The sequence below is a fragment of the Dolichospermum circinale AWQC310F genome, from assembly GCF_000426925.1.
Lineage (GTDB): Bacteria > Cyanobacteriota > Cyanobacteriia > Cyanobacteriales > Nostocaceae > Dolichospermum > Dolichospermum circinale.
The window spans coordinates 35,915-60,756 of record NZ_KE384678.1; the positions used below are offsets into that span (position 1 = coordinate 35,915).

General features: G+C 37.1%; 18 protein-coding genes. 9 read left to right on the plus strand and 9 right to left on the minus strand.

The window, feature by feature from the left end; all coding sequences use genetic code 11:
- Window positions 1-180: 180 nt before the first annotated feature.
- Complete coding sequence (locus tag ACIR310F_RS0110030; protein WP_035367848.1) at window positions 181-753, minus strand: hypothetical protein; 573 nt, start codon at window positions 751-753, stop codon at window positions 181-183.
- Between the two features lie 269 nt (window positions 754-1,022).
- Here ACIR310F_RS0110030 and ACIR310F_RS0110035 point away from each other — a divergent pair, with 269 nt between their 5' ends.
- Window positions 1,023-1,559, plus strand: a complete 537-nt coding sequence (locus ACIR310F_RS0110035) for a shikimate kinase (protein ID WP_028083723.1) — start codon at window positions 1,023-1,025, stop codon at window positions 1,557-1,559.
- A 276-nt stretch (window positions 1,560-1,835) separates the two neighbouring features.
- Window positions 1,836-3,002 (plus strand): baeRF7 domain-containing protein, encoded by a 1,167-nt coding sequence (locus ACIR310F_RS0110040; RefSeq protein ID WP_028083724.1) that lies wholly within the window; start codon window positions 1,836-1,838, stop codon window positions 3,000-3,002.
- Window positions 3,003-3,113: 111 nt separating this feature from the next.
- Here ACIR310F_RS0110040 and ACIR310F_RS0110045 read toward each other — a convergent pair whose 3' ends face one another.
- Both ACIR310F_RS0110045 and ACIR310F_RS0110050 read right to left on the minus strand, forming a co-directional pair.
- Window positions 3,114-7,037, minus strand: a complete 3,924-nt coding sequence (locus ACIR310F_RS0110045; RefSeq protein ID WP_028083725.1) for an Eco57I restriction-modification methylase domain-containing protein — start codon at window positions 7,035-7,037, stop codon at window positions 3,114-3,116.
- A gap of 87 nt (window positions 7,038-7,124) precedes the next feature.
- Window positions 7,125-9,440 carry a putative PEP-binding protein gene (locus ACIR310F_RS0110050; RefSeq protein ID WP_028083726.1) on the minus strand — a complete coding sequence of 772 codons (2,316 nt, stop codon included), beginning with the start codon at window positions 9,438-9,440 and terminating at the stop codon, window positions 7,125-7,127.
- 232 nt (window positions 9,441-9,672) lie between these two features.
- On the opposite strand from ACIR310F_RS0110050, the gene ACIR310F_RS0110055 reads away from it, so the two are divergent.
- Window positions 9,673-10,131, plus strand: coding sequence for an MgtC/SapB family protein (locus ACIR310F_RS0110055; protein ID WP_028083727.1), 459 nt, complete (start codon window positions 9,673-9,675; stop codon window positions 10,129-10,131).
- 35 nt (window positions 10,132-10,166) lie between these two features.
- Here ACIR310F_RS0110055 and recF read toward each other — a convergent pair whose 3' ends face one another.
- From recF to ACIR310F_RS0110070, 3 genes are all read right to left on the minus strand, one after another.
- Window positions 10,167-11,294: a DNA replication/repair protein RecF gene (recF, locus tag ACIR310F_RS0110060; RefSeq protein ID WP_028083728.1), complete on the minus strand. Its 1,128-nt coding sequence runs from the start codon at window positions 11,292-11,294 to the stop codon at window positions 10,167-10,169.
- Window positions 11,295-11,488: 194 nt separating this feature from the next.
- Window positions 11,489-11,923, minus strand: coding sequence for a hypothetical protein (locus ACIR310F_RS0110065; RefSeq protein ID WP_028083729.1), 435 nt, complete (start codon window positions 11,921-11,923; stop codon window positions 11,489-11,491).
- 200 nt (window positions 11,924-12,123) lie between these two features.
- Window positions 12,124-14,994 (minus strand): cation-translocating P-type ATPase, encoded by a 2,871-nt coding sequence (locus tag ACIR310F_RS0110070; RefSeq protein ID WP_028083730.1) that lies wholly within the window; start codon window positions 14,992-14,994, stop codon window positions 12,124-12,126.
- A gap of 191 nt (window positions 14,995-15,185) precedes the next feature.
- Between ACIR310F_RS0110070 and ACIR310F_RS0110075 the strand changes: the two genes are divergently transcribed.
- The 5 genes from ACIR310F_RS0110075 (at window position 15,186) to ACIR310F_RS27595 (ending at window position 20,246) form a co-directional block, all read left to right on the plus strand.
- On the plus strand, window positions 15,186-16,871 hold the full coding sequence (locus ACIR310F_RS0110075) for a transglutaminase domain-containing protein (protein WP_028083731.1): 1,686 nt from the start codon (window positions 15,186-15,188) through the stop codon (window positions 16,869-16,871).
- Between the two features lie 131 nt (window positions 16,872-17,002).
- Complete coding sequence (locus ACIR310F_RS0110080) at window positions 17,003-18,430, plus strand: phosphoglucomutase/phosphomannomutase family protein (protein WP_028083732.1); 1,428 nt, start codon at window positions 17,003-17,005, stop codon at window positions 18,428-18,430.
- A gap of 65 nt (window positions 18,431-18,495) precedes the next feature.
- Entirely contained in the window at window positions 18,496-18,771 is a 276-nt protein-coding gene (locus ACIR310F_RS0110085; RefSeq protein ID WP_028083733.1) for a LapA family protein, read from the plus strand.
- Between the two features lie 237 nt (window positions 18,772-19,008).
- A complete protein-coding gene (locus ACIR310F_RS0110090) occupies window positions 19,009-19,707 on the plus strand; it encodes a Uma2 family endonuclease (protein WP_028083734.1) in 699 nt (232 codons plus the stop codon).
- Window positions 19,708-20,036: 329 nt separating this feature from the next.
- Window positions 20,037-20,246 carry a DUF433 domain-containing protein gene (locus tag ACIR310F_RS27595; RefSeq protein ID WP_028083735.1) on the plus strand — a complete coding sequence of 70 codons (210 nt, stop codon included), beginning with the start codon at window positions 20,037-20,039 and terminating at the stop codon, window positions 20,244-20,246.
- Window positions 20,247-20,285: 39 nt separating this feature from the next.
- Here ACIR310F_RS27595 and ACIR310F_RS0110100 read toward each other — a convergent pair whose 3' ends face one another.
- The 3 genes from ACIR310F_RS0110100 to ACIR310F_RS0110110 all read right to left on the minus strand — a co-directional run bounded on the left by ACIR310F_RS0110100 (window position 20,286) and on the right by ACIR310F_RS0110110 (window position 22,825).
- Window positions 20,286-21,332, minus strand: coding sequence for a cyanophycinase (locus tag ACIR310F_RS0110100; RefSeq protein WP_028083736.1), 1,047 nt, complete (start codon window positions 21,330-21,332; stop codon window positions 20,286-20,288).
- A 169-nt stretch (window positions 21,333-21,501) separates the two neighbouring features.
- On the minus strand, window positions 21,502-21,648 hold the full coding sequence (locus tag ACIR310F_RS25480; protein WP_155963156.1) for a hypothetical protein: 147 nt from the start codon (window positions 21,646-21,648) through the stop codon (window positions 21,502-21,504).
- Window positions 21,638-22,825, minus strand: a complete 1,188-nt coding sequence (locus ACIR310F_RS0110110) for a glycosyltransferase family 4 protein (protein WP_028083737.1) — start codon at window positions 22,823-22,825, stop codon at window positions 21,638-21,640. Before ACIR310F_RS0110110 ends, ACIR310F_RS25480 begins: the two co-directional genes overlap by 11 nt.
- A 492-nt stretch (window positions 22,826-23,317) precedes the next feature.
- Between ACIR310F_RS0110110 and ACIR310F_RS24855 the strand changes: the two genes are divergently transcribed.
- A partial coding sequence (locus ACIR310F_RS24855; RefSeq protein WP_035367850.1) for a DUF4347 domain-containing protein occupies window positions 23,318-24,842 on the plus strand: 1,525 nt, incomplete at its 3' end.

The window sequence follows — 24,842 nt, forward strand, 5'->3', positions numbered from 1 at the left end:
ATAAGGTTCTGGTATCTGTGGAAAAGTTTGAATAATTCTGAGGAAAATTTATGGGCGATCGCCAAATTACAGCACTTCCCGGTGTTATGAGGTACATATTTAGCGGGCAAGATGCCCGCACCACAAGAGTTTCATGATTCAACTTTGTACTTCATCAGATCGGAAACCGCTGTAAATTCTTTATTTAGCAGAATTATCAACAAAAATCAACCTAAATTGGGTATAAACTCCAGCCGTGCTTGGTCCAAGTTTAACATATTCATTAGATGCTGTAGTCCATCGCCCCGTTTCTTTATCAAAATATCCAAAGACTGCATAGATTTCTGTACTTGTCTGTTTCCCATAGCTTCTATTGATAACTTGAACTGGAATCATATAAATATCCGTTTTGTATGCAGAAGGATATTTGGGTTTTTTTGGGATTTCAGAAACAACCTTGGGAATAGGTTGCAAAGAATTTAACAAGGAATTTATCTCATTAATGGCTAAAATTGGGTTAGGAATATTTACGAGCAGGGGGTCTTGCATTCCTTGATATTTATCTTGGAAATTACCATAGACAAATTTGATATTATAAGTCTTTCCTTCAAGCTTGATACCTTGAACACCAGTGATATTTTTTTGAGCATCATAAACTAAAGTAGCAGAACTTTCGGGTGTATTTTCATTTGCAGTAGTAACTATAGGATTAATAGTCAAAACCCCTAAAGATATGGATAATGAGAACATTAGTCTACTGAGAAATTTTTTCATAGTTTTTTAATCCTTTTGATAAGTTATTACTTTTCAAACAAGTAGTTATTTTTAGGTGTTTATTTTATACAATTTAGATTTATTAGATTTACAAACCTGCAATACGGAAATATTGCTAGTTTAAAAAGTTACGTTTATTGTTTGAATACTTACACAAGTTCTACGTTAAAAATGCCAAAAATTGATAAGAACTTTGTATTTATATCATAATTGCCAAAATTAATCAAAAAGGCCATAATAATTAATAATTTAACAGGAGAAAAAGACTGGTGACTAATTTATTAAAAGGGGTTAACCTCTACTTAATTGGGATGATGGGAGTTGGGAAAACAACAGTAGGAAAATTACTCGCACAGGAAATCGGTTATAGATTTGTTGATACAGATGAAATCATAGTTAAAGCAGCGGGTAAATCTATTAACGAAATATTTACCGAAAATGGTGAAGCTGATTTTCGTCAATTGGAAAGTGATGTTTTAGCTCAAGTCTGTGCCTATACTAAGTTAATTGTAGCTACCGGTGGCGGTATTGTCATGCAGCAGCAAAACTGGGGTTATCTTCATCATGGTTTGGTAGTTTGGTTAGATGTACCAATACAAATAATATTAGAGCGCTTGGCGGAAGATAATACAAGACCATTGTTACAAAATGCCGATCCTCATGGTAAATTAAGCTTGCTTTTAGAACAACGTCAACATAAGTATTCCCAAGCTGATTTACATATTACCATTACTGCTGACGAAACACCAGAAGAGATTGCCACCCGCATCCTAACAACAATTCCCAGTATTTTGAAAAAGCAATAATTCCTGCTGGAAATAATCACAATTTGTATGTATTTGTACACCCGTATCTTATTCTACAGGGGTTTCCGCTCTTATGAGGTACATCTTAAGCCCCCTCCTCGCTTGCGGGGAGGGGGTTGGGGGTGGGGTTCTTGTACCTCATAACATCGGGAAGTGCTGTATCTATAAAAAGGCAGAGAAAGCGGGTAATTTCTTATCAAAAGAAAGATGTAAAATTGCCATATCAAGAGTTGAATAGAATTTATATTCTCTAGTCATCCTTTGTGGATAAAATCTATGACTATATTTTCTCTTGATGAACTCAAAAATTTAGTCCAAAATCCTCAGTATCCCTGCGTTTCTCTGTATCTACCTGTGGAAAGATTGGGAGGAGAAACACGACAAAATCCCATTCGGTTTAAAAATTTAATTCGAGAAGCGGAAAAACGCTTAGATGAAATCGGTTTACGTCCTACGGAGTCGGTAAATTTGCTTAAACCAGCGATGGAATTAGATAATATTGGTTTTTGGGAAAATCAAAATCAAGGATTAGTAATTTTTAGTTCCCCCAATCTATTTCGTTACTATTGTTTACCAATTTCCTTTCCTCAATTGGCAATTGTTGGCAAAAATTTTCATATCAAACCTTTACTAGAACTGATTAATAATGATGGAAAATTCTATATTTTGGCCTTGAGTCAAAATCATGTTAAATTTTACTCAGTAACGCGCTACAAATTGGATGAAATAGCAGTAGAAAATATGCCGCAAAATCTGGAGGAAACACTTCTAGAAGATGAATTTCAAAAAGGTGTACAGCACAGAATTGGTACACCTAGAAGTGTAAGTTATGCCGCTCAACAACCGGGTTCTGTCCATGGACAGGGTAGTTCAGATCGGGAAAAACATGAGCGAGAGATTTTAAATTTTTGTTATGCAGTTGATACTGCATTACATGAAACTTTACGAGATGAAAAAGCCCCTTTAATATTAGCAGGGGTAGATTATTTATTACCAATTTACCAAAAGGCTAATACCTATCCACATTTTTTAGAAACAGGTATTACTGGTAATGTAGAACTGATGAAAACAGAAGAATTAAATCGTGCAGCTTGGGAAATTGTTTCTCCTTTATTTCAACAGGAATATGAAGATATAATGGCTGTTTATCTGCAATTAGCAGGGGAAGAAAGTACCAAGATTACCAATGACATAAAAACAATTATTCCGGCTGCATATTATCAAAGAGTTGATACCTTGTTTGTGCCTCTAAAACAACATATATGGGGTAAATTTGATTTACCAAATGCCACAGTTGAGTTACACTCAGAACCAGCGCCAGATGATGAAGATATGTTAGATTTTGCCGTGATTCACACCATATTAAATGGTGGTAAAGTTTATACTCTTGAACCAGAAGCAATGCCTAGCGGAGTCAAAGTAGCGGCTATTTGCCGATATTAATTTGATATTAATCTCTAGTGGTGTGTTTTCTTTCGTGGACAACGCACCCTATAAGAGTATGCAATTAGAAAATAGTCCCCTCCTTCCTGGCGCTGGGGTTAGAGATTAAAATTACAAAAAAACTTTCAAAGCTTGTTCAATTATATCTACATATTCCTCTACTTTATACATCCGGTAAGCTTTTTTGTCAATTTGATTTTTGATTTCTATTTGTCTAAGTAAAACTGTTTCTAAATCTGATCTACCAACTTCTTGGTTAACTCTCTGTGCAATAATTTCTAAAGCCCGAAGATTACTAAATCTATCTTGATCATATCTATTAACTTTTAAAACATCAAAAGTAATATTAACCAAGTTTCCTATTTCCCGCGATAATTTTTGTTTACGACGGAAAGATGAATCAAATTCAGTTAAATAAATCAATCTTGCTAACATATATCTCCGTAAATAGGGGTTACGAATATTCACATTAGCTATTTCTATCCATTTTCTATCACCTTCCTTCCAATCTTCATCATCTGTTACTTCTCCCCAAATAATATATCCACTTGCAGTGGGTTCGATTTTTAATTCTAGTAAATGTCCTTCTTGATTAGCATTGGGACTTTCCCATTCAATATCTACAGCATAATCACTAGATAATTTGTGATATTCATTTAATGATACTTCTTTACTAGGAAATGCTGAAGATTTACCTTGATAAGTTGTGATAATTTGATAACGACTTTGCCAAATATCATGGGCTTCACGACTTAATTTAACTAATTCTTGATAGTCATGATGATTTTCTTCATTAAACTGAGGAATTGGTAAATCACCAACTTGATTTTCAAAATATTCAAATATTCCTTTTCCTGTCAATTTACCAATTCCACCTAATGCAGTATAACGAAATTTCAGGACTTGAGAATTAAGTAAAGCAACCAAAGCGTATAGTTTATCAAGTTTTAAATCATCTGGATCATAACAATATATATCTCGTAAGAATATAGCTGTAGTATCTGTTAAACCTGCTAAATTACCTTCTAAATCAACACTAAATCTATTACTAGTGGCACGATATGGACATAAAATTTTAGGTCGAAAATGAGAGTGTTGATCTTTACGTCTTGATCTGTGTAGAGCATACCATTCACAACTTCCTTCCTGATAAGCTGCTCTGCTTTCTAACTTGTTTCTATTTGCAAGTAAATACTTTTGAATTGCTATTGATAAATCTTCAAATTTTTCACTACTTTCAATATACAATAGTTGAGAATTATCGGGTATAAAGCCATAGGCTAAAATTCCCGAATTTTTAACTATTTGGTATAGTTTTTCTTTGGGAAAGTTAGATGGAAAACCTTGCTCAGGTGCGAAAATCTTATTTTCTCCTGTTTGAATACCCTGCTCTACTAAATCACATTCAGGTAATTCTCTGAGTTTCACACCTTGAGAATCAATTTTATGAAAAATATCATTATATGGAGATATTTGCCAACGATGATCATTTAAGTTATATTGAGTAATATTTACCTGAGTTACACCTTGACTTAAATGTAAAGAACAATCATCACTTATAAAAGTTTTTTTGACAACATCAAGATCCAAAACATAGAAAGTTGTAAATATATCTTCTGGTTGAGGTTTTTTTCTTTGAAATTCAATAATACAAGTAGCAATTCCCGCTTTAAAAACTTGATGTCCTAAAAAATCAATAATATTGACTATTTTGGTATTTTTACAAATAAATTCTCGCAAACTTCTAGATTTATCACCTTGAATAAAAGCACGAGAAATAATAAAACTTAAATAACCATCTACTTTTAAAATTTCAAATCCCCGACGGAAGAAATAAAACAAAATATCAGTTTTATCAGTGTAAATATCAGGATAGGCAAATTTTAACCATTTCAATTCTAATGCACCTCTACCAAAGGTTGAATCAACATTAAAATAAGGAGGATTACCAATGATGACTGAAAAACCTTGTTCCGATTTTGGTAATCTCGGATCAAAAATATGGGAAAATTCAACTTCCCAGTTAAATGGACGTTTAATAATTACCTCTTCTTGAGCAGTTTCTAAACTCATAAGTTCAGATTTAACTCTCGCTAATTCAGCAGATGTCCAATTTTCTAAAGTTGATTCTAAAGTTTGTTCAGAATTAATATTTTCTGTAATCAATTCTCGTATTGCTTCTATTTCTGATACTTCAGCTTCTCTATTTTTAATTGCATAAACTACTGAATTGATACTTTCATCACTAGCAAAAAAAGCAGTTAAAACAGAATTAACTTGTTGATTAATCACAGCAATTGTATTTTCTAAATTACTAACTGCTTGATTTCTTTCTATTTCACTTTGACTAGTATCTCTAGCAATATTAGCTAAATTTGCGACTATTGTTAATTGTTGAGAAAAAGATTCTAAATTAGTGGGACTATGAATTAAACTATCTCCAACACGAATATTTAAAGTCAGTGCTGGTAAATGAGAATATATAGAACCATTGCGTCTACCATATTCTCCAGGACGCGCACGTAATAATCTTGTCCATAGTGATAATTTTGCTAATAATACTGCTTGGGGATCTCGATCTACTCCATGCAGCATTTTGACTAAAATTTGTTCTTCAGGATTAATAATTGGTTGAGGTGCTACATGACTAAATAAATCAAAATTTTCGGGTATTTTTGCATTTTGACAAGCGAGATTATAACGTTTTATTTCTGTTAATAAATAATCAAATGCACCTAATAAAAATGAACCTGAACCACAAGCAGGATCAAGAACTGTAATTTCTAAAACTGATTTTGCGACTACATGAGCTTGCTGTAATTCACCTATTTCTAATAACCCAATAGCTTGATCAATTTTAGGTTTTACTAATGGTTGCAAAGATTGATAAACAATGCGACGGACTATATAGTTAGGAGTATAGAAAATACCTTCTTTTTTGCGGGTTTTTTGATTTTCTAAAATTTGCACAACATCGTTAACAAGAATTAATTGATGGGCTAAAAATTGTTCATAAGCAGTGCCTAATATATCCTGGGTTAGAGTGGTGAAATCATAGTTATAAATTGAACGATAATTAGCTAATGTTCCAGTAATTGTATCAAGTATACCTGCCTGTGGCACTGCATTAATGACAATAATTGATTCTAAATACTCAACATTAATTGTTAATTCATCAATCCAAGAAGGTTGAAATAACTCAGTATTATAGTCTAACCATGTACTCCGAAAAGCCTGTCTTAATTGTTCGATAAAAGGCAAGTTGGGAAAGGTTTGTTGCCAGTTATAATAAACTCTACCCAGATAATTAAAGGGCATTTCTCGGCTAAATGTCTCTAAAAGTCTAATTAATAGAAAACGATTTAAAATGATTTGCGCTGCTTGACGAATTTTCTCTAAACTTAAATTAGGTTGGGATTTTTTAATACCATTGGCAATAATAACGCGCCAAATTTTCAGGTCTGCTAAAAATTTCGTTCCTAATTCTTCTCTAGTTTTTTCACTATAAAATGCTTCTAAACGGTTACTAGATAAATTTTCACGATGCAAACAAGTATATAATTTGTTGACGAGTTCAGGATCATTTTTGAGATCCTCAAGTGTAAATGACCAAAAAGGTTTTCTATCTTGTAATCTTAAAATGTGCCATTCCCGAAAATTAGATAAAATAATCCATAGTACAGGTTCTTGTGTACCAATATCTAAACTATAGTTTCTCAAGTAATCTAAAACTTGTTGTGTATTTGTTTCCCAGATATTTTTGTCCCATAAACTTTTAGCTTCAAACATCAATTTTGGATGTTTTCCTATTTGATTACGTAATAAATAATCTACCCATGTAGTAGTACCAATTAAGCTGCGAATTGCACCTTCAAGTGTCCGATATTCTGGTGTATAACCTAGTGCATCGAGAAAAGGGACAATCAGACTATCTTTTGTATTTTCTTCTGGTTTACCAGTACGAGATGAAGCCAGCATAGTTTCTGCTGTCGTTATTAAATTAGTCAGATGTTGTTGAAATTTTGAGAGAGACATTTATATAAAAATCAATGAACTATGGGGATTGCTATACTATTTATAATAGTTGTTTTTTATATTATTGATGATAGAATTAAAGAAAATTTACAAATTTCCTAGTTGCTTGCGTGCTGCTGCTAAAATTAATCTTTGTTCAGCACGAGCGATCGCTTTATAGGTTCTTTCTACAGCTTCCGGTTCTACAGAAATAGAAGTAATTCCCCATTCTATTAACTTATCAATTATTTCTGGATAAAGCACGGGAGCTTGACCACAGATAGAACAGGGAATACCCCCATCTTTAGCCATTTGAATTAATTGAGATATTGCTTTCATCACTACTGGATGACTTTCATCAAATATTGTTGCAAATTTTCCCTGTTCTCGATCTACTCCTAATAATAATTGAGTTAAATCATTTGTGCCAATGGAAATACCCATCACACCAGCTTTAATATATTCAGGTAATAGAAATAGTATACTAGGAACTTCTGCCATGATCCATAATTGAAACTGATGGTTTTTCATTAACCCAGATTCGACAACTTTATGACGACAAAATACAAATTCTTCCACAGTGCGGACAAAAGGTAATAGCAAATTAATATTTCTATAACCAGATGCTTGGACTATGGCTAAAGCTTGTAATTCCAATTCAAAAATCGCCGGATACTGCATATAATTAAAAACACCCCTCTCACCGAGAATTGATGACTGTGATAAGGGGGAATCTGCACTCAATGATGTTAAATTATAGGCTGGTAGATCTAAAGAACGATAAAAAATAGGTCTAGGTAAAAAAGCGCGAGCAAACTGCATAATTTGCTCAGATAATAACTCTAATAATTCCTTTTGTCTTCCTTCTAGTAACCATTCTTGAGGATGTTTTCCCTTGAGAATATTTAATATCATCAATTCTGAACGTAATAATCCCACACCATCTATAGGTAAACTTTGTACTTGTTTAATTAATTGAGGTTGACTTAAATTTACCATTAACTTAGTGGCAATTATTGGTAAATTTGTAAATTGATGATCTGATATTTTATCATCATCCATTGTTTTTTCCACCTCCGCAATAGGCAAATTTTCCTCTTCTTCTGTAAGACGATATATTTCTCCTTTGTCACCATCTAGTAATAATTTTTCACCTGATTGTAAAATATTCGTCGCACCAATGGCACTAATAACGGCAGGAATATTTAATTCTCTGGCTAAAATTGCACCATGACTAGTTAACCCACCTTGTTCAGTAACAATACCAGCAACACCTCGTAATAATGGTAAATAATCAGGAGTAATAACTGATGTAATCAGAATTACACCCTGGGGAACTTGTAGGGATTTTTGTGCGGAATTGAGAATATAAGCATTAGCAATAATTCTGCCCCTAGCTGCCCCAATACCTTGAATAAATTGGATATTCGGTTTTATCGCTTGGGGAATAGTAACCTCTGTAATATAGAATTTAGAGGCTAAATATGAGGGAACAAGTTGCCATTTTACAGCTAAAGTTGTACCCAGTTCAGCAATTAAGCGATTTCCTAAAACAATTAATTCCTGTAAGTATTCTTCAGGTAAAGCATATTCTTGTTGTTGAGATTCTGATAAAAGATAAGCGGGTAAACAATTATGATTTGATATTTGTAATTCTTCACCAGCTAAATGTGTACCATTATCAAGACCATAAGCCAAAATTTTATTACCCAATTGTCTTTCTAAAACCAAGCCGGTTTGGGGTTCTATGTAGTAAACATCTGGTAATACTTCACCATTAGTAATTGCTAAACAATCTCCCCAAGTAGCTTCAATATCATAAGCCAAGGGGTTAATATTCAGAACACCAGAGGCGATACAAGAATCAACTGGTTGTACTAATACCCCTAAATTAATTTGCGGTAAAGTAACACCCACACTCCGCCAATATACTAAACTTCTAGCACGGAATAACTGACTCCAAAGTAACTTTAAAGCTGCGCTAATTTCCGCTTCTTCACAAGGACAAAACACCGAATCTAATAACCCGGCCACATTTTTCATTTCTTGATTACTTGATATTGCCAGACTGGGACGCAAAATTAAACTACTTCCTGGCCATTGTTTAGCAGCTGCAAAAATTTTCCTTAGCCAATGAGGTGGGACACTGGCCGAGATAATTTCCTGACGCAAGCGGCCAGCTACCTGCTGAAGTTGTCGCCAATTATTTACGTCTAAGTGTAGAGAAGAATGGGGTAAATCAGCAATTAAAGACTCTGAACTGTTGAGATTTTCTAGGAATTGCTTTAAAACATCCGCTGCTACTACAAAACCAGGGAGAACAGGGTAGCCTCGTTGTTGAATTTTGCTTAAGTAAAACGCTAAAAGGCCTACTTGAGCGCGGTCTTGTAGTGTGATTTTGTCAAGCCAATAGAGTTTATCCACTCAATTCATTAGGTGTCAGTTTTCATTTGGTAATTCCGTGTTACCTTAAAATCGTTCGTAGGACCAACAAGGGAGTGAGTAAGTAGTCAGACAAAATTAATTTTAAATTAATTATTAATATTATTGATTAAATACTTTTTGTTACTATACTACTAATTGCTATCAAAAATGAACTATATTTTGTTTTTAACTTCACATATTCCACCGTTGAACTATTTAACACCTACAGAACTTGATAAATCCTGATTATATTACTAGCAGTGATTGGTTGAATACCGGGTTGCGTCTATTTTTGTCCCTGTTTATTGGGGCTATAATTGGTCTGGAAAGGCAAATTAAAAACAAGCCGGCTGGTTTAAGAACTCATATGCTAGTCAGTTTGGGTTCATCTGTGTTTACTCTAATTACTATCCAAACAGGTGGAACACAACTTAGTGCTGATGCTATTAGTCGTGTAGTTCAAGGTATCGCTGCTGGAGTGGGGTTTTTAGGTGCTGGGGAGATTTTGCGTCAATCTTCCGAAACATCAAAATCTCCAGAAGTTCACGGATTAACTTCTGCTGCTGCAATTTGGGTATCTGCTGCTTTGGGAATTGCTGCTGGGTGTGGTTTATGGCAATTAGGATTAATTGGTGCTGTTCTAACTGTAATCATTCTACACATTTTTAAAAGACTAGAAAAATTTAATTAGTTGTCAATTACCCATTACCCATTACCCATTACCCATTACCCATTACCATTTTCTGATATTTTTCCCGCACTCACAGATAAAACCTGGGAATATTTCAACCATTGAGCATCAAAAGCACCTAAATGAGTAGTAGTAATCAAAGTTTGAAATCTGTCTTGAATAGCATGAAGTAATTGACCTTGACGAGATGGATCTAATTCAGCTAAAACATCATCTAATAATAACAAAGGTGGTTCATTAATCACTTCCTCAATTAATTGTAATTCGGCTAATTTCAAAGCTAACACTAAAGTTCTTTGTTGACCTTGAGAACCATATTTTCGCGCCGGAGTTTGATTAATAATTAATTCTATTTCATCGCGGTGGGGTCCAACTAAAGTTATACCTCGATGTAATTCAGGAATCGCTCTTTGTTGTAGTTTAGCAAAAAAAGCAGCTTGTAATTCATGGGGAGAATTTCTTTCTACAGGAACATTAGCAGCATATTTAATTTCTAGATGTTCCGATGCTCCACTAATACTATTATGCCATGCAGAAGCTAAGGGAGACAATCTTTGAATGGCTCTATCTCGTCTCAAAATTACTCTTGTTCCAGCGGTAACTAATTGTGCATTCCAGATAGCTAATTCTGATTGTAGAGACTTTTCTTGTGTATTGATATAGCGTTTTAAGAAAGCATTACGTTGGCGTAAAGTTATGTTATATTGATGTAAAATATGGGCATAAACTGGTTCTAATTGAATTAATAATGTATCTAACCAGTGACGACGATTATCGGGACTACCTCGTACTAATTCTAAATCTAAACTAGAAAATTCTACTGCATTGAGAACACCTAAAAAGTTCATTTGTTTGGGAACTATTTCCCCATTAATAGCGACAGTGCGACGGACTTGACGACGGAGAGTGAGGGTTAAATCACTATTGCTATGAATCCTTTGTAAATTAGCACTAATTTGGGCTGTAGATTCACCTTCTTTAATTAAATCATGATCTCGTGCCATGCGGTGCGATCGCAATGTTGCTAATAATTCTACAGCTTCCAATAAATTTGATTTTCCTTGAGCATTATTACCCACCAAAATAGTTTTAGCAGCGGTAAATTCAACTTTTTGATCTTGGTAATTACGAAATTGTTTCAGGTGTAAAGTTTTTAAATACATATATATAACATATATAGGACTCCTATTTGATTTTTGATAGCTTGCGTGGCGTAGCCATACAAGACTCAGTAGGTATCAATTCTGTCCTTCCTGTTCCCTGTTCCCTGTTCCCTGTTCCCTATTCCCTATTCCCTATTCCCTGTTCCCTGTTCCCTGTTCCCTTGTTATAACGACAATTTTTAACGCCAACCTGCTTAAGGTACTGTCACCAAATCTAATTGGTACTTTTGAGAATCGCTGTCAATGCGTATAAATTCATTTTCCGGGTTATAGGTTGCAAATTTGCTCAGATTATCCTCTTTGTTGATAGCATTTTCTAAATAAGCTGAGGCTAATGTTGAAGTTACATAAATATTTCCATGTTGTTTGAACGCTTGTATTAGTTCAGATTCCTCTGGATAATCTTTTACTAAATGTTCCGCTAGAAATCCTTTTAAAATTATTCCTCTCAAGCCTGTTTCGTTGTATCCTGCCTTGGCGATCATCAATGATATATTATCAGAATTAAGATCAGGTAAATTATCGTAATCTTCAAAAAACGGGCAAAAAACTTTCATCAGATTTTTGACAGGATTTTTAACTTTTCCGTAATTGGGATCTTGTTGTTTTCTACGTTTTGATTCACCCATGATATCTATTTCCTACTATTTCCTAATTAATGTGATAATTGTACACAAAATACAGATATTTATAATTAATATTCCTGTAAAGTATACAAAATTAAGGGATCAACAGGAATGAAAAAAACACAAAGATAATGAAATTAAATCTTGGTAATTTTCAAATCCTGTAAATCCTGATCTGGCTACGTTATCAGACAATTTACCCATTAAACATTTTTTTTGCCCCGAAAGCGGAAAAATAATTTCTCACCTTCAATCCAGACAAACATTAAAGCACTAAATGCAATACAAATTCCCAGTTCTGAAAGACTGAGTGCATGAGTACCAAAGAAACTTCGCAGGGGGGGAACATAAATTAACATCAATTGCAAAATTGTTGTCACAATGACTGACCCCAATACAAAGATATTAGAAAAAGGATTCATTTCAATGGTAAGTCTATTATTAGAACGAATGGCGATCGCATGACCCATTTGTGCTAAACATAATGAAGTAAATACCATTGTTTTCCAAGTATCTTCATGTCCTTGATACCCAGGTGCATGAGAATGTTGATAAGCCCATTCCATGAGAATAATGGTAATAATGGCGAAAACAATCCCAATGCGAATCATGTAAGCACCCAAACCCCTCGCAAAAATACTTTCACGGGGACTAAAGGGAGGACGCTGCATCACATCAGGTTCAGGGGGTTCTACAGCCAATGCTAAAGCTGGTAAACCATCTGTAACTAAATTCATCCAGAGAATTTGTAAAGGAGTGAGGGGAACACCGCCCAAACCTAACAAGGGTGCGGCCGCAATGGTGAGAACTTCACCAATATTACTACCAAGAATATACTTAATAAACCTGCGAATATTAGTATAAACAACTCTACCTTCCTTAGTGGCAGCGACTATGGTGGCAAAATTGTCATCTAGCAGGATCATGTCGCTGGCTTCCTTGCTCACATCTGTACCTGTGATGCCCATGGCAATGCCTATATCGGCTTGTTTGAGGGCGGGAGCATCATTCACGCCATCGCCCGTCATAGCCACAAATCGCCCACGACGTTGCAATGCTTGGACAATTCTTAATTTGTGTTCTGGGGAGACCCTGGCGTAAATACTCACTAAGTCTACCTGTGCTTCTAATTCCTGGTCACTTAGTAGTTGCAATTCCTTACCAGTAAGAACTCTATCACCTTTTTGGGCGATTCCTAAATCAATAGCGATCGCCTGGGCGGTTAATTGATGGTCGCCAGTGATCATGACCGGACGAATACCAGCGTGGCGACATTCTTCGACAGCAGCCCGCACTTCTGGCCGGGGTGCGTCTAACATTCCCACCAGTCCCAACCAAACTAAATCTACCTCAGAAATGTCCTCTGAACCATCGGCAGGAACTTCCCTCAAGGGTTTATAAGCAAAACCTAAGACCCGCAAACCTTGACCCGCCATTTGGTCATTAGCTACTAGAATTTGGCTGCGTTGTTCGGCGTTGATAAGAACCGCCTTATCACCTAAATGGATTTTTGTACACCTTTCCAGAGTTAATTCTGGTGAACCCTTGGTGAACATGAGATATTTTTCCGATTCGACAAAACCAATAATAGCAGGGTCAATGGCTGTTAAGGAAGATTCACCAGTCGCTACAGCTTCTATTTGACAAATCACACTCATGCGTTTCCGTTCAGAGGAAAAGGGAAATTCTGCCACACGAGGTAATTTACTATACCATTGGTCTTGCTCAATTCCTGCTTTTCCAGCCAAAGTAACTAAAGCCCCTTCCGTGGGGTCGCCTAAAATCGCCCATTGTCCTTGTTGTTGTTGCAAAACAGCATCATTACAAACAGCACAGGGAACAAGCAGAGCGGAAATTTCTGGAAATTCATCTAAACTGGCTTTTTTACCATGTAAGTGAAAATCACCAATAGGAGTATAACCGTCGCCAGAGACACGAAAGGTGGAATTATTGGTATAAACCGACTGGACTACCATTTTATTTTGAGTCAGAGTTCCGGTTTTATCAGAACAAATAGTAGTTACAGAACCGAGTGTTTCTACTGCTGGAAGTTTGCGAATTAAAGCATTATGTTTGACCATGCGCTGAGTTCCCAAAGCCAGGGTAACGGTAATTACAGCCGGTAAACCTTCGGGAACTACCGCCACAGCCATACTTAAAGAAACTTCCACTAATTCTTGTAAATTTTTCCAGCCTATTCCTTGAGTTAGATCATGGATAAGTCCACCACCAACTACTATGGCTACAAGAATTAAAGAACCGCTGACCAGGACATTACCCAGTTGAGTCATGCGTTGCTGTAGGGGTGTAGGTTCACCGTCCACAGATTGTAACATGGTGGCGATTTTACCTAATTCCGTAGTCATTCCCGTGTTAGTTACCAACACCTTAGCGCGGCCTTGGACAACTTCCGTACCTTGAAAAACTGAATTAAGGCGATCGCCTAAAGCTGCATCTTCTGGTAATGTGATTATAGCTTGCTTATTAACAGCCTCAGCTTCACCCGTTAAAGCAGATTCACGCACTTGTAAATTAGATTGTTCTATTAAGCGACCATCAGCGGCTATTTGCACTCCCGCTTCTAGTAGCATGATATCCCCTGGGACTAGATCCTTGGCTGCTATATCCCCCAGTTTACCGTCACGCAGGACTCGCACCGAGGGAGAAGATAGTTTTTTCAAGGCTGCTAGAGCTTTTTCCGCCCGGCTTTCTTGGACATAGCCCAAAATACCGTTCAGGATAACGATGGCCATAATGGCAATTGTATCCTTAAATGGCACTTCGCCGGCTTTCAATGCCCCCCTAGACAAAGCCATCAAATCCAAAAAACCAGAAATCAAGGCAACTGCAATCAACATCAATAACATGATATTGGTAAACTGATCTAGGAGAATTTGCCAAGGGCTACGACCGCCATTTTCTTCTAGTTCATTCGTTCCATATTTTTGACGACGCTGTTCAACTTCTGGGGACGTTAAGCCGTTGTTTGCGTCGCTATCTAGCATTTCTAGGGCTTTATCAACTGCCAAACTATGCCAGTGTTTGGTAGCTTTAGGTAAAGAATGAGCAGACATTGTGTAAGTTACAGGAAATGGTTGCAAAATTCGATCATAATTTAGTGATGTCAGAAAATGTGGAATTGGGTAATGGGTAATTGGTTAATGGGTAACAAGATCACGAATAAGAGAGGCTTTGGGAGGTATTTTGCGTAAGTCCTATTCCCTAAATAACAACTGACGTTAAAAAGTAATAATTTATGACTACTATGCTTAATAACACGAGTTTCCCACTACCCAGTTTGACAGTGAACCAAAATTTTGAACAGCAAAGAATTATTAGGCCAATTACTGCTGCTACCCTGCACGGAATCGCTTTTACCGAAAATAGACTTATTGCTATTGATACAATTAAAGGTCATTTATTAGAAATTGACCCCCTCAGCGATAACAGCAAAATTATCAATCCCCACCAAGTCCGTGAATTTAAGGAAGTTACCGGGTTAGCTATGTCCCAAGGTTATCTTTGGGTAACTCGTGGTAATAGTGTCTACTCTTGCAAATTCGCCTCTTTAGGTTTAGAACATTTTGTGACTTTACCATACCCTGCTGACGGGGTTGCTGTTTGGGAATCTACCGTTTATGTCAGTTGTCAAAGACTTGGCTATATTTTAATTTTTGACCGTGATACCCGCAGGGAAATCACTAGATTTTACGCCCCTGGTGTCGGCATAGAAAATTTAGGAGTGACAAAAGAAACTCTGTGGATATGCGATCGCACGGAACAAACTGTTTACTCTATGGATAGGGCAACCGGGGAAGTCCGTTTCAGTGTTCTTACTCCTTTTGATTCCCCAACGGGTATCGCTGTTTACGGACAGGAGGACGCAGGTAAAGATCGTCTTTATGTGGCATACTCCAGTGAAGAACCTTATATCCGGGATAATCCTAATGCTGATCCCTGTTATGAGTTAACATACCGCGATCGCACATTCATTCATGCTCTACAATATCATTACCAGGAGGATAAACGCTACGCCCTTTCTAATGGTTATCTCATAGAAATGTCCTATCTTGAGGAAATTTCCCCCCTTGATGAGGTTTATTTAACTGATATAGAATGGCGTATTGCCCTACCCTCAGAAACGGAACGGCAAAAAGTTAAGCAAGTTGAAGCGATCGGCTTACCCTTCACAGAAGAAATCATTGACGGACAAAGGGTAGCCGTTTTTAAATTTGACACCCTCACTCCTGGAGAACGCCATATATTTGGCTGGAAAGCACTTGTGGAAGTATGGAGTATTAAATATCGCATTACTCCCAGAGACGTGGAAAAGTTACCAGAACTGTCACCAGAATTAAAAACTCGCTATCTGGTAGATGATGATGATTTAGCAATGGATACGGATCTTGTTATCCGTGCGGCCAAGACAGCTATTGGTTCAGAAACTAACTTGTTACGGAAAATGTACAGTATCCGCAACTACGTCTATGATCAATTATCCTATGGTATTAAACCCCATATTGATTCGCCAGATCTGGTTTTAGAGCGTGGTGTTGGTTCCTGTGGAGAATATGTAGGTGTATTACTGGCACTTTGTCGCTTGAATGGTATTCCTTGTCGCACTGTTGGCAGATACAAATGTCCAGTTTATGCTGAACATCAGGGAGTTCCCCTCCAACCCGATTTTAATCATGTTTGGTTAGAATTTTATATTCCCGGTATGGGTTGGTTGCCCATGGAATCTAATCCTGATGATCTCGAAGAAGGTGGACCCTATCCTACACGCTTTTTCATGGGTTTATGCTGGTATCATATCGAAATTGGTAAAGGTATATCCTTTGAAACTTTAAGCCAGCATGGAGTCCGCTTAACTAAAGAAGATATTTCACTAGGTGATTTAGCTATTAACCATATTCGGTTTACAATCCTGAAAGAATTACCTCCTTTTTAAGGTTGACATTGGGACTGTTAAGTGAGAGAAATTACTTTGGGGATACTTGCAGCTTAGTGGCTGTTCCACAGGCTTACAGCATATTTCCTGATAGTAAATAGTAATAATGATGCACGGGAGAGAGTGGTAATATGAGCAACCCTAGCAATTCCGGTAAGATAAAATTTGGTACTGATGGATGGCGCGGAATTATTGCTGATGATTTTACGTTTCCAAATGTGCGGAAAGTAACCAGGGCGATCGCTAGTTATCTGGAAACTGCCTATACTAAGGACAAACCAGTTTTAATCGCCTATGATACCAGGTTTTTAGCTGACGAGTTCGCCCAAACATCTGCCGCAGTTTTAGCAGATTTGGGTTGGAATGTACAAATTACTGACCGGGATTGTCCCACCCCAGTAATTGCCTACAATGCCCGTCTCCTCAATTCCGCAGGGGCTTTGATGTTTACTGCTAGTCATAATCCCGCACCTTATTGTGGGATTAAATATATACCCGATTACGCGGGTCCTGCAACTCCAGAAATTACTGATACTATTGTCGCCAATATAGAAACGGCATCCGATGAATTACCTGGAAGTAACCCATCTGGTACAATTTCTACTTTTGATCCCAAACCCGATTATTTGCATTTTATCTACACCTTGTTGGATGTGGGAAAAATTAAAAGTGCAAATTTAAAGGTCAAATATGATGCCCTTTATTCTACCTCCCGTGGTTATTTAGATGAAGTCCTGCAACACTGTGGTTGTCAATTAGAAAGTTTCCACACCTGGCGAGATGTGCTTTTTGGGGGTGGTATGCCTGAACCCAAAGGGGAACAGTTAGTTGAGTTGGTGGCCGCTGTCAAGGCTGATCATGCGGATTTGGGTTTGGCTACCGATGGTGATAGCGATCGCTTTGGTATCGTTGATGAACAAGGTAATGTCCTCACTCCCAATACAGTGTTGTTAGTCCTAGCACGACATTTGATTAAAAACAAGGGTAAAAGCGGTGCGATCGTTCGCACTGTGGCAACTACGCACTTATTAGATAATTTTGCGGCTAAGTATGGGCTGGAGATTTATGAAACTGCGGTGGGTTTTAAATATATTGGTGAGAAAATGCGGGAAACCGCCGTTTTGATTGGTGGAGAAGAATCCGGTGGTTTAAGTATCATTGGCCATATTCCTGAAAAAGATGGGGTTTTAGCAGATATGCTAGTGGCTGAAGCGATCGCTTATGAAGGTAAGCCTTTAAGTCAGTTGGTACAGGAAGCTATAGCCGAAGCAGATGGTCCTTTGTATAACAATCGCTTGGATTTACACCTCACAGAAGCTCATAAAATCGCTGTGATTAATAGTTACACGCAAAATCCACCCTCAGAAGTGGCAGGAATTAAGGTCAAAGAGGTGGGAAGGAAAGATGGTATCAAACTCTATTTAGAAGAGGGTAGCTGGGTGTTACTGCGTCCTTCTGGTACAGAACCTTTGGTGAGGGTGTACATGGAAACTAACTCACCAGAAAAACTTAGTCAGATTGCTAAATTCATGGAAGGTGAAATTGCTAAGTTAGCATAGAACCCCACCCCTAACCCCTCCCCGCAAGCGAGGAGGGGGATGATATTTATTTAAAGATTTAAGTTATGATATTCAAAATATTGGCCAATTTTTTAATATTACTAATTATAGCTGTTTGGGTAGTAGCGATCGCTCTCATTTCTGTCCAAAATGCTACTCCTGTATCTTTAAAGTTTTTGGTTTTTCAATCAATACAAATTCCCTTAGGGTTAATGTTAGCTTTTAGTGTCGCAGTTGGTTTGTTAGCTACAGCCGTTTTACAGCCTCTTTGGGAGTTGGGAGAATCTCAATCTGGAATAGATGAAGATGCAGAGTTTTTTGTTGATGATGAGGATTTTTAAAAGTTTCTCAGTAAATAAGTATAGAAGTCATATTAAATTTCCGAAAAAAACAGGTATTGTAGGGTGCGTCAGACTGCGTAAATTCAATCAATAAACAGATTTGTAATATCTGACGCACCCTAGGTATCTTTTCATAAATCCAAGATTATTCCTATAGATAAATATTACTAAAAAATAGGGTATCTATTCTTTAGTGCTAAAATATTGGTAAAGTAAACAACTAACTAGTTTAAAGTTATGGTTACTCAACCTCTAACACTAAGTACATCAGAGGTCATCTACCCAGACAGTGATGGACAACCAATGGCTAATAATACAGAACAGTTTCGTTGGATATTAGTTATTCAACAAAATTTAGATTGGTTATTTGCAGATAACCCTGATGTTTTTGTTGCTGGTGATTTATTTTGGTATCCCATTGAAGGGAAAAATTATCTAGTCAATGCACCAGATGTTATGGTTGTATTTGGACGACCAAAAGGTAAACGCGGTTCTTATTTACAATGGCAAGAAAATAATATTGCCCCCCAGGTAGTTTTTGAAATTCTTTCTCCTAGTAATTCCCAAACCGAAATGGAGAGGAAATTGATATTTTATGAAAGACATGGAGTAGAAGAATATTATATTTACAATCCTCAAAACAATCAGTTGAGAGGATGGTTAAAAACGGAAGATGGTTTAGATGTCATTTCGGAAATAGAAAATTGGGTTAGTCCCAGGTTAGGAATTAAGTTTGATTTATCAGGGGAAGAATTACAAATTTATCGTCCCGATGGTCATAAATTTTCTTCATATCTGGAAATTTGCCAACTTCTAGAACAAGCAGAAACAGCTTTAGCCGCAGAAAGGAGAAAAACCCAACTTCTAGCTGAAAAGTTAAAGGCTTTAGGTGTGAATCCTGATGATTTGGTAAATTGGATGGCAAATCAAAGTTAAAATATTTTCTCACGCAGAGACGCAGAGACGCAAAGAAGAAAAGAGATTTTTTATGAGTCGGTTTTAACCGACTTTTGCTTTTAGACTCTGAATTTATTCCCTGGATATCTTTAATTTTTCTAAGGTGTGAGATAATAACATCGTCTTATTTTCTAAGAGTTGTATTAAGTTAATAACTTTTGAGGATACAGACAATATAAAATCAAGGTTTAAAGAATTATCAACAGGATATGGATAAAGTAATTTTCTATATCACTTTTAAAAAAAATCAATCATTATGTAAAAAATGATCAGACTAATTAACAATACTTTACGATAGTATACCAACAGTGTGTAGTGGTACAGCCTGTATTGCTAATACTCGTATTCCTATTCGGTTGTTAGTAGAATCTCGGCGTTTAGGAATTAGTGAAGCACAAATTTTAGATGATTATCCTCGCCCACCTGAGTGGGCTAATGAGGCTGATTTGTCTAGAGAACTTGATATAGCAGGGAATAGAGAGGATAAAACAAAAATGTTCTTGATTCTGAACTCCTGATAGCGAAGCGTGGCGTTAGCCATACTCCTGAATTCTTACTTAATAAGGATCTAAATCAAATCTTCCCCGCTTCACACTTCTGAGATAATAACCTCGTGACGGTAGTTTATTTAAATCGAAACTGTCACCTTGAGGAACTCTCCAAATTTTATAGTCGTGATAAGTGAGAGGAGTTCCTTTTTCACAAACTTCTGGGGGATGATCTCCTAATACAAAATATGCTGCACCTTTACCCATAACTTTAGCAATACCATATTGATCAATCAATACAGAAGTTTCTTCACTAATTGCTATCCCTAAAGCAGTTGAAGATACACCATCTTGAATTTGTCTAGCAATAAAAACCATAATTCTCCCCATTCTTTTGCGTTCATTAAAATGGGTATCAATAATAGTCCCTCGCAAATGCTTCCATTGAAAAAAGTTATAGGTAAAGGTAATATTTCTGTAAGGGTCATCAAGGGCTTCGTAAGTTTCAATGCTATCTACACAAGCGCAAGAATCATAAACATATTCACTTTGAATCATTGCGCCGGCACTTGTACCACCAATAGCACCACCTTGATCATAAACCGACTTGATAGCAACTTCTAATTTAGTGTTTTTCCAGTGACGAATATATTCACATTGATCACCTCCAGCAAAGAAAATTACCCCAGCATTTCTGACTTTATCAAAAATATCCGTTCTGTTCGCTTCTTGGCGGTTACGAATGATGAGAGTTTCTACATATTTGACACCTTTCATGGAATAAATTAACTGATTGTAATCATCCTTACCAGCAGCCCGAATCACTAAAACATTAACTTTAATATCGCTGTTACTACCCCCCCTGACTTGATTAATCATCCATTGAATAGCATCATCAACATCAGTACCACCACCACCTAAGTTATGAACAGGACCGGCTAGTTTAGGTAATTGATAAATAGGTTCAGGGGTGGGAGTTTGGTGATCAGCAATGATATCCTTGAGGAACTGCTTTAACTCTACTGTCAGACGGCGGATAATTTGGTTTACCACCCTCAACAAGCTGTTTTTTGCATTCTGCAAATGCCTGGATATATTTGGGAATGCTTTTGTCATATTCAAATCTTGTCAAGCAAACAGCAATCATTTCTAACTCTCGCATTTGAGGAGCTAAATTCCCAGCGTACAGGGTTTGTACTGTTTTTTTACGGCTAATAATCAGAGTAGTCTTTAATTCTCCTGAAAGAAGATGAATGCAGTAGTCTAAATTAATATTTAATTAATATTAGTTTGGGTAATTATCAACCGCGTCTACACAGACAAAACCCACCTGCATGGGTTGATAAACCTTGATTTCATCAATTACCTTTTGCTTCTGTTTTGTTTTCTGTAAGTTCTGATTTTGATGCCGTTTTTGATCACTACCAGACAATTTCTCCTCGTTCTTTGACTGTTCTTTCGTAAACCATTTCTGTTTGCTTACCTAATTTTGGCCAGCTAAATCGGTTTTCTAAATCTGCATAGGCATTATTTACTAACCATTGACAATAATCTGGGTTTCTCAAAACTTCTAAAATTCCCCAAGCTACAGAGTCAGGATCATTTACCCAGGTAGTAATTCCCGTTTTTGTATGTTGAACTACTTCAGGAAAACCACCCGTATCGGAAACTATCACTGGTACGCGAGAGGCAAAACTTTCCAAAGCAACAATACCAAAGGGTTCATAAAGACTGGGGAAAACCGCACAGTCGGCAATAGTTTGAAATCTATCTAAGTATTCATCAGCCAGAAACCCAGTAAAGTAACACTTGTGCCAAATTCCTAAATCCCAGGCTTGACGTTTCAGATGTTCAGTATTACCACCACCGACTATGATAAATTTAACATTACCGCCCATTTCCCAAAGCACCTTGGGAGCAGCATTAAGTAACACAGGTACACCTTTTTCGTAGGTCATGCGACCAAGATAATAAACAATTTTTTCATCATCTTTAGCAAATTGTCGCCGAAAATCTTGAGGATGAAAATCTTTGTCATGTCGTTTCTTTTCTGGGCGAATACCATTATATATTACGTCAATTTTATCACTAGAAACAGAAAGTGATCGCTGAATTTCTCGACGCATATATTCACTACAAACTATTACCCGCCAAGCATTTTCAGCCAGTGTATATTCTTTATTATGAATATAGCGTTGGGTATCATTGTGAATACCATTATAACGTCCATGTTCCGTGGCGTGAATGGTGGCAATTAAGGGAATTTTAAAGATATACTTAAGAGCGATCGCTGCATCACCAACTAACCAATCATGGGCATGAATCAAATCAAACGGCCCCTTTTCCCTCAACAACTTACCACCATAAGCGCCCATACTCTCATTTAAATTCACCACCCAGTGCAAAAAATCGTTACTAGCAGCCACGTGGACACGATGAATATGAATCCCCTCAACTACTTCATAAAGGGCTGCTTGACCAAATTCAGGAGTAATGAGGTGAATGTCATGGCCTAACTTGATCAGTTCCGGGTACAATTCAGCAACGTGACGAGCAATTCCCCCGACTATCCTGGGTGGAAATTCCCAACTCAACACTAATATCTTCATTGACTTGACTCCCCGATGATTGACAAAAAAATCCAAATATATAAAAACTATATTTATAGCAGGGAACAGGGAAAAGAAAATTAGAAATATTAAATAATAAATTATATTTACATAATCATAATCATAAAATCCCCATCTTCATAGGCAACTCTTAACTGGGAACACCCAAATAGTAGGGTGTGTTAGCGACAGCATAACGCACCATTATCATAAAATCCCCCTCCTTATTCTGTACATCCTTTCATCCTGGACATCCTGATATGGCTAACGCCACGCTTCGCTATCAAACAAATGTAAAAGCATAAATCTTACCAAAGTCTCCTCTATGGGACACTAATACATACTCTAATTAACACAGATTAAATCTAAAAAAATACGGTTGTACTTCTGATTTGAATCCATTACAGTCATGCAGGTATCAGGTTTAACGTCAAGTTTCTCATTTCCTACTCAATAAAATCAAAGTCCCTACCGGGTGCAAAGGAAAAAAATATGTCTAACAACTCTTTCATCTGTCAAACCGCAACAACAATTGTTTTTATTGATGCTTCCCTTTCCGACTATCACACCCTCCAAGCAGGAATTAACGAGGACGTAAAATCAGTTATTATTTCCCCAAATCAAGACGGAATTGAGCAAATTAGCCAAATTTTACAACAACATCCCCACATCACCACCATTCACATCCTTTCCCACGGTGCGCCTGGATGCTTATATTTAGGCAATAGTCAATTAAACTTAACTAATATTCATAATTACACCCAACAGTTACAACAGTGGCAACCTCAGAATATTTTACTATATGGCTGTAACGTCGCCGCCGGAGATGCAGGGGCAGAATTTATTGACAAATTACATCAAATTACCAACGCCACCATTAGCGCCTCCACCACAAAAACCGGCAATGCAGCATTAGGGGGAAATTGGCAATTAGAGGTGAATATTCCCGTTACAGAGACATTCCATGGAACATCTCTACATTTGTCAGATATTGTTGCAGACACCCTTAACACCTACCAGGGAGTATTTGCACCCACATTAACATTAGTGGGAGAGTGGGATTTTTTAAGCTATCCTAGTGCTGTGACAGTGGTGGGTAACTATGCCTACGCTGTGGGGGATAGATTGGAGATCATTGATATTAGTAACCCTGCTAAACCTGTTGTGAAGGGAAGTTACAAGATTGAAGGTGGTAGAGGTGTGCAAGTTGTGGGTAACTACGCTTATGTAGCCGGACATGGTACAGGAATAAAAATCATAGACATAAGCAACCCCACAAGCCCCACACTCAAGGGCTATTATGATACTTTTAGTGATGCTAATGGTGTGCAAGTAGTCGGTAACTACGCTTATGTAGCCGACGGTGGTGCAGGACTACAAATCATTGATATTAGCAACCCCACAACCCCTATCCTCAAGGGCAATTATAATACACCTGGCTTTGCTTGGGGTGTGCAAGTTGTGGGTAACTATGCTTATGTAGCTGATTCTGAATCAGGACTACAAATCATTGATATTAGCAACCCCACAAACCCCACCTTCAAAGGCAATTATAATACATCAGATTTTGCTTGGCGTGTGCAAGTAGTCGGTAACTACGCTTATGTAGCCGATGGTGGTTCAGGACTACAAATCATTGATATTAGCAACCCCACAAACCCCACCCTCAAGGGCTATTATAATACACCTAGCGAGGCTAGAGGTGTGCAAGTAGTCGGTAACTACGCTTATGTAGCTACTGGTTTAGGACTACAAATCATTGATATTAGCAACCCCACAAACCCCACCTTCAAAGGCAATTATGATACGAATGTCTTTGCTGTAAATGTGCAAGTGGTGGGTAACTACGCTTATTTAGTTGATTTGTATTCCGGAATAGAAATCATAGACATTAGCAACCCCACAGCCCCCACTCTCAAGGGCAGTTATGGTGCTTCTAATGCTTGGCGTGTGCAAGTAGTCGGTAACTACGCTTATGTAGCCGACGGTGGTGCAGGACTACAAATCATTGATATTA

Bases quoted from the DNA above. Each gene is read 5' to 3' on its own strand.
- ACIR310F_RS0110070 (WP_028083730.1), bottom strand. From the start codon at position 14,994: ATGTCTGCTCATTCTTTACCTAAAGCTACCAAACACTGGCATAGTTTG.
- ACIR310F_RS0110030 (WP_035367848.1), bottom strand. From the start codon at position 753: ATGAAAAAATTTCTCAGTAGACTAATGTTCTCATTATCCATATCTTTA.
- ACIR310F_RS0110075 (WP_028083731.1), top strand. From the start codon at position 15,186: ATGCTTAATAACACGAGTTTCCCACTACCCAGTTTGACAGTGAACCAA.
- ACIR310F_RS0110110 (WP_028083737.1), bottom strand. From the start codon at position 22,825: ATGAAGATATTAGTGTTGAGTTGGGAATTTCCACCCAGGATAGTCGGG.
- ACIR310F_RS0110085 (WP_028083733.1), top strand. From the start codon at position 18,496: ATGATATTCAAAATATTGGCCAATTTTTTAATATTACTAATTATAGCT.
- ACIR310F_RS0110100 (WP_028083736.1), bottom strand. From the start codon at position 21,332: ATGACAAAAGCATTCCCAAATATATCCAGGCATTTGCAGAATGCAAAA.
- ACIR310F_RS0110040 (WP_028083724.1), top strand. From the start codon at position 1,836: ATGACTATATTTTCTCTTGATGAACTCAAAAATTTAGTCCAAAATCCT.
- ACIR310F_RS0110090 (WP_028083734.1), top strand. From the start codon at position 19,009: ATGGTTACTCAACCTCTAACACTAAGTACATCAGAGGTCATCTACCCA.
- recF (WP_028083728.1), bottom strand. From the start codon at position 11,294: ATGTATTTAAAAACTTTACACCTGAAACAATTTCGTAATTACCAAGAT.
- ACIR310F_RS0110065 (WP_028083729.1), bottom strand. From the start codon at position 11,923: ATGGGTGAATCAAAACGTAGAAAACAACAAGATCCCAATTACGGAAAA.
- ACIR310F_RS0110045 (WP_028083725.1), bottom strand. From the start codon at position 7,037: ATGTCTCTCTCAAAATTTCAACAACATCTGACTAATTTAATAACGACA.
- ACIR310F_RS0110080 (WP_028083732.1), top strand. From the start codon at position 17,003: ATGAGCAACCCTAGCAATTCCGGTAAGATAAAATTTGGTACTGATGGA.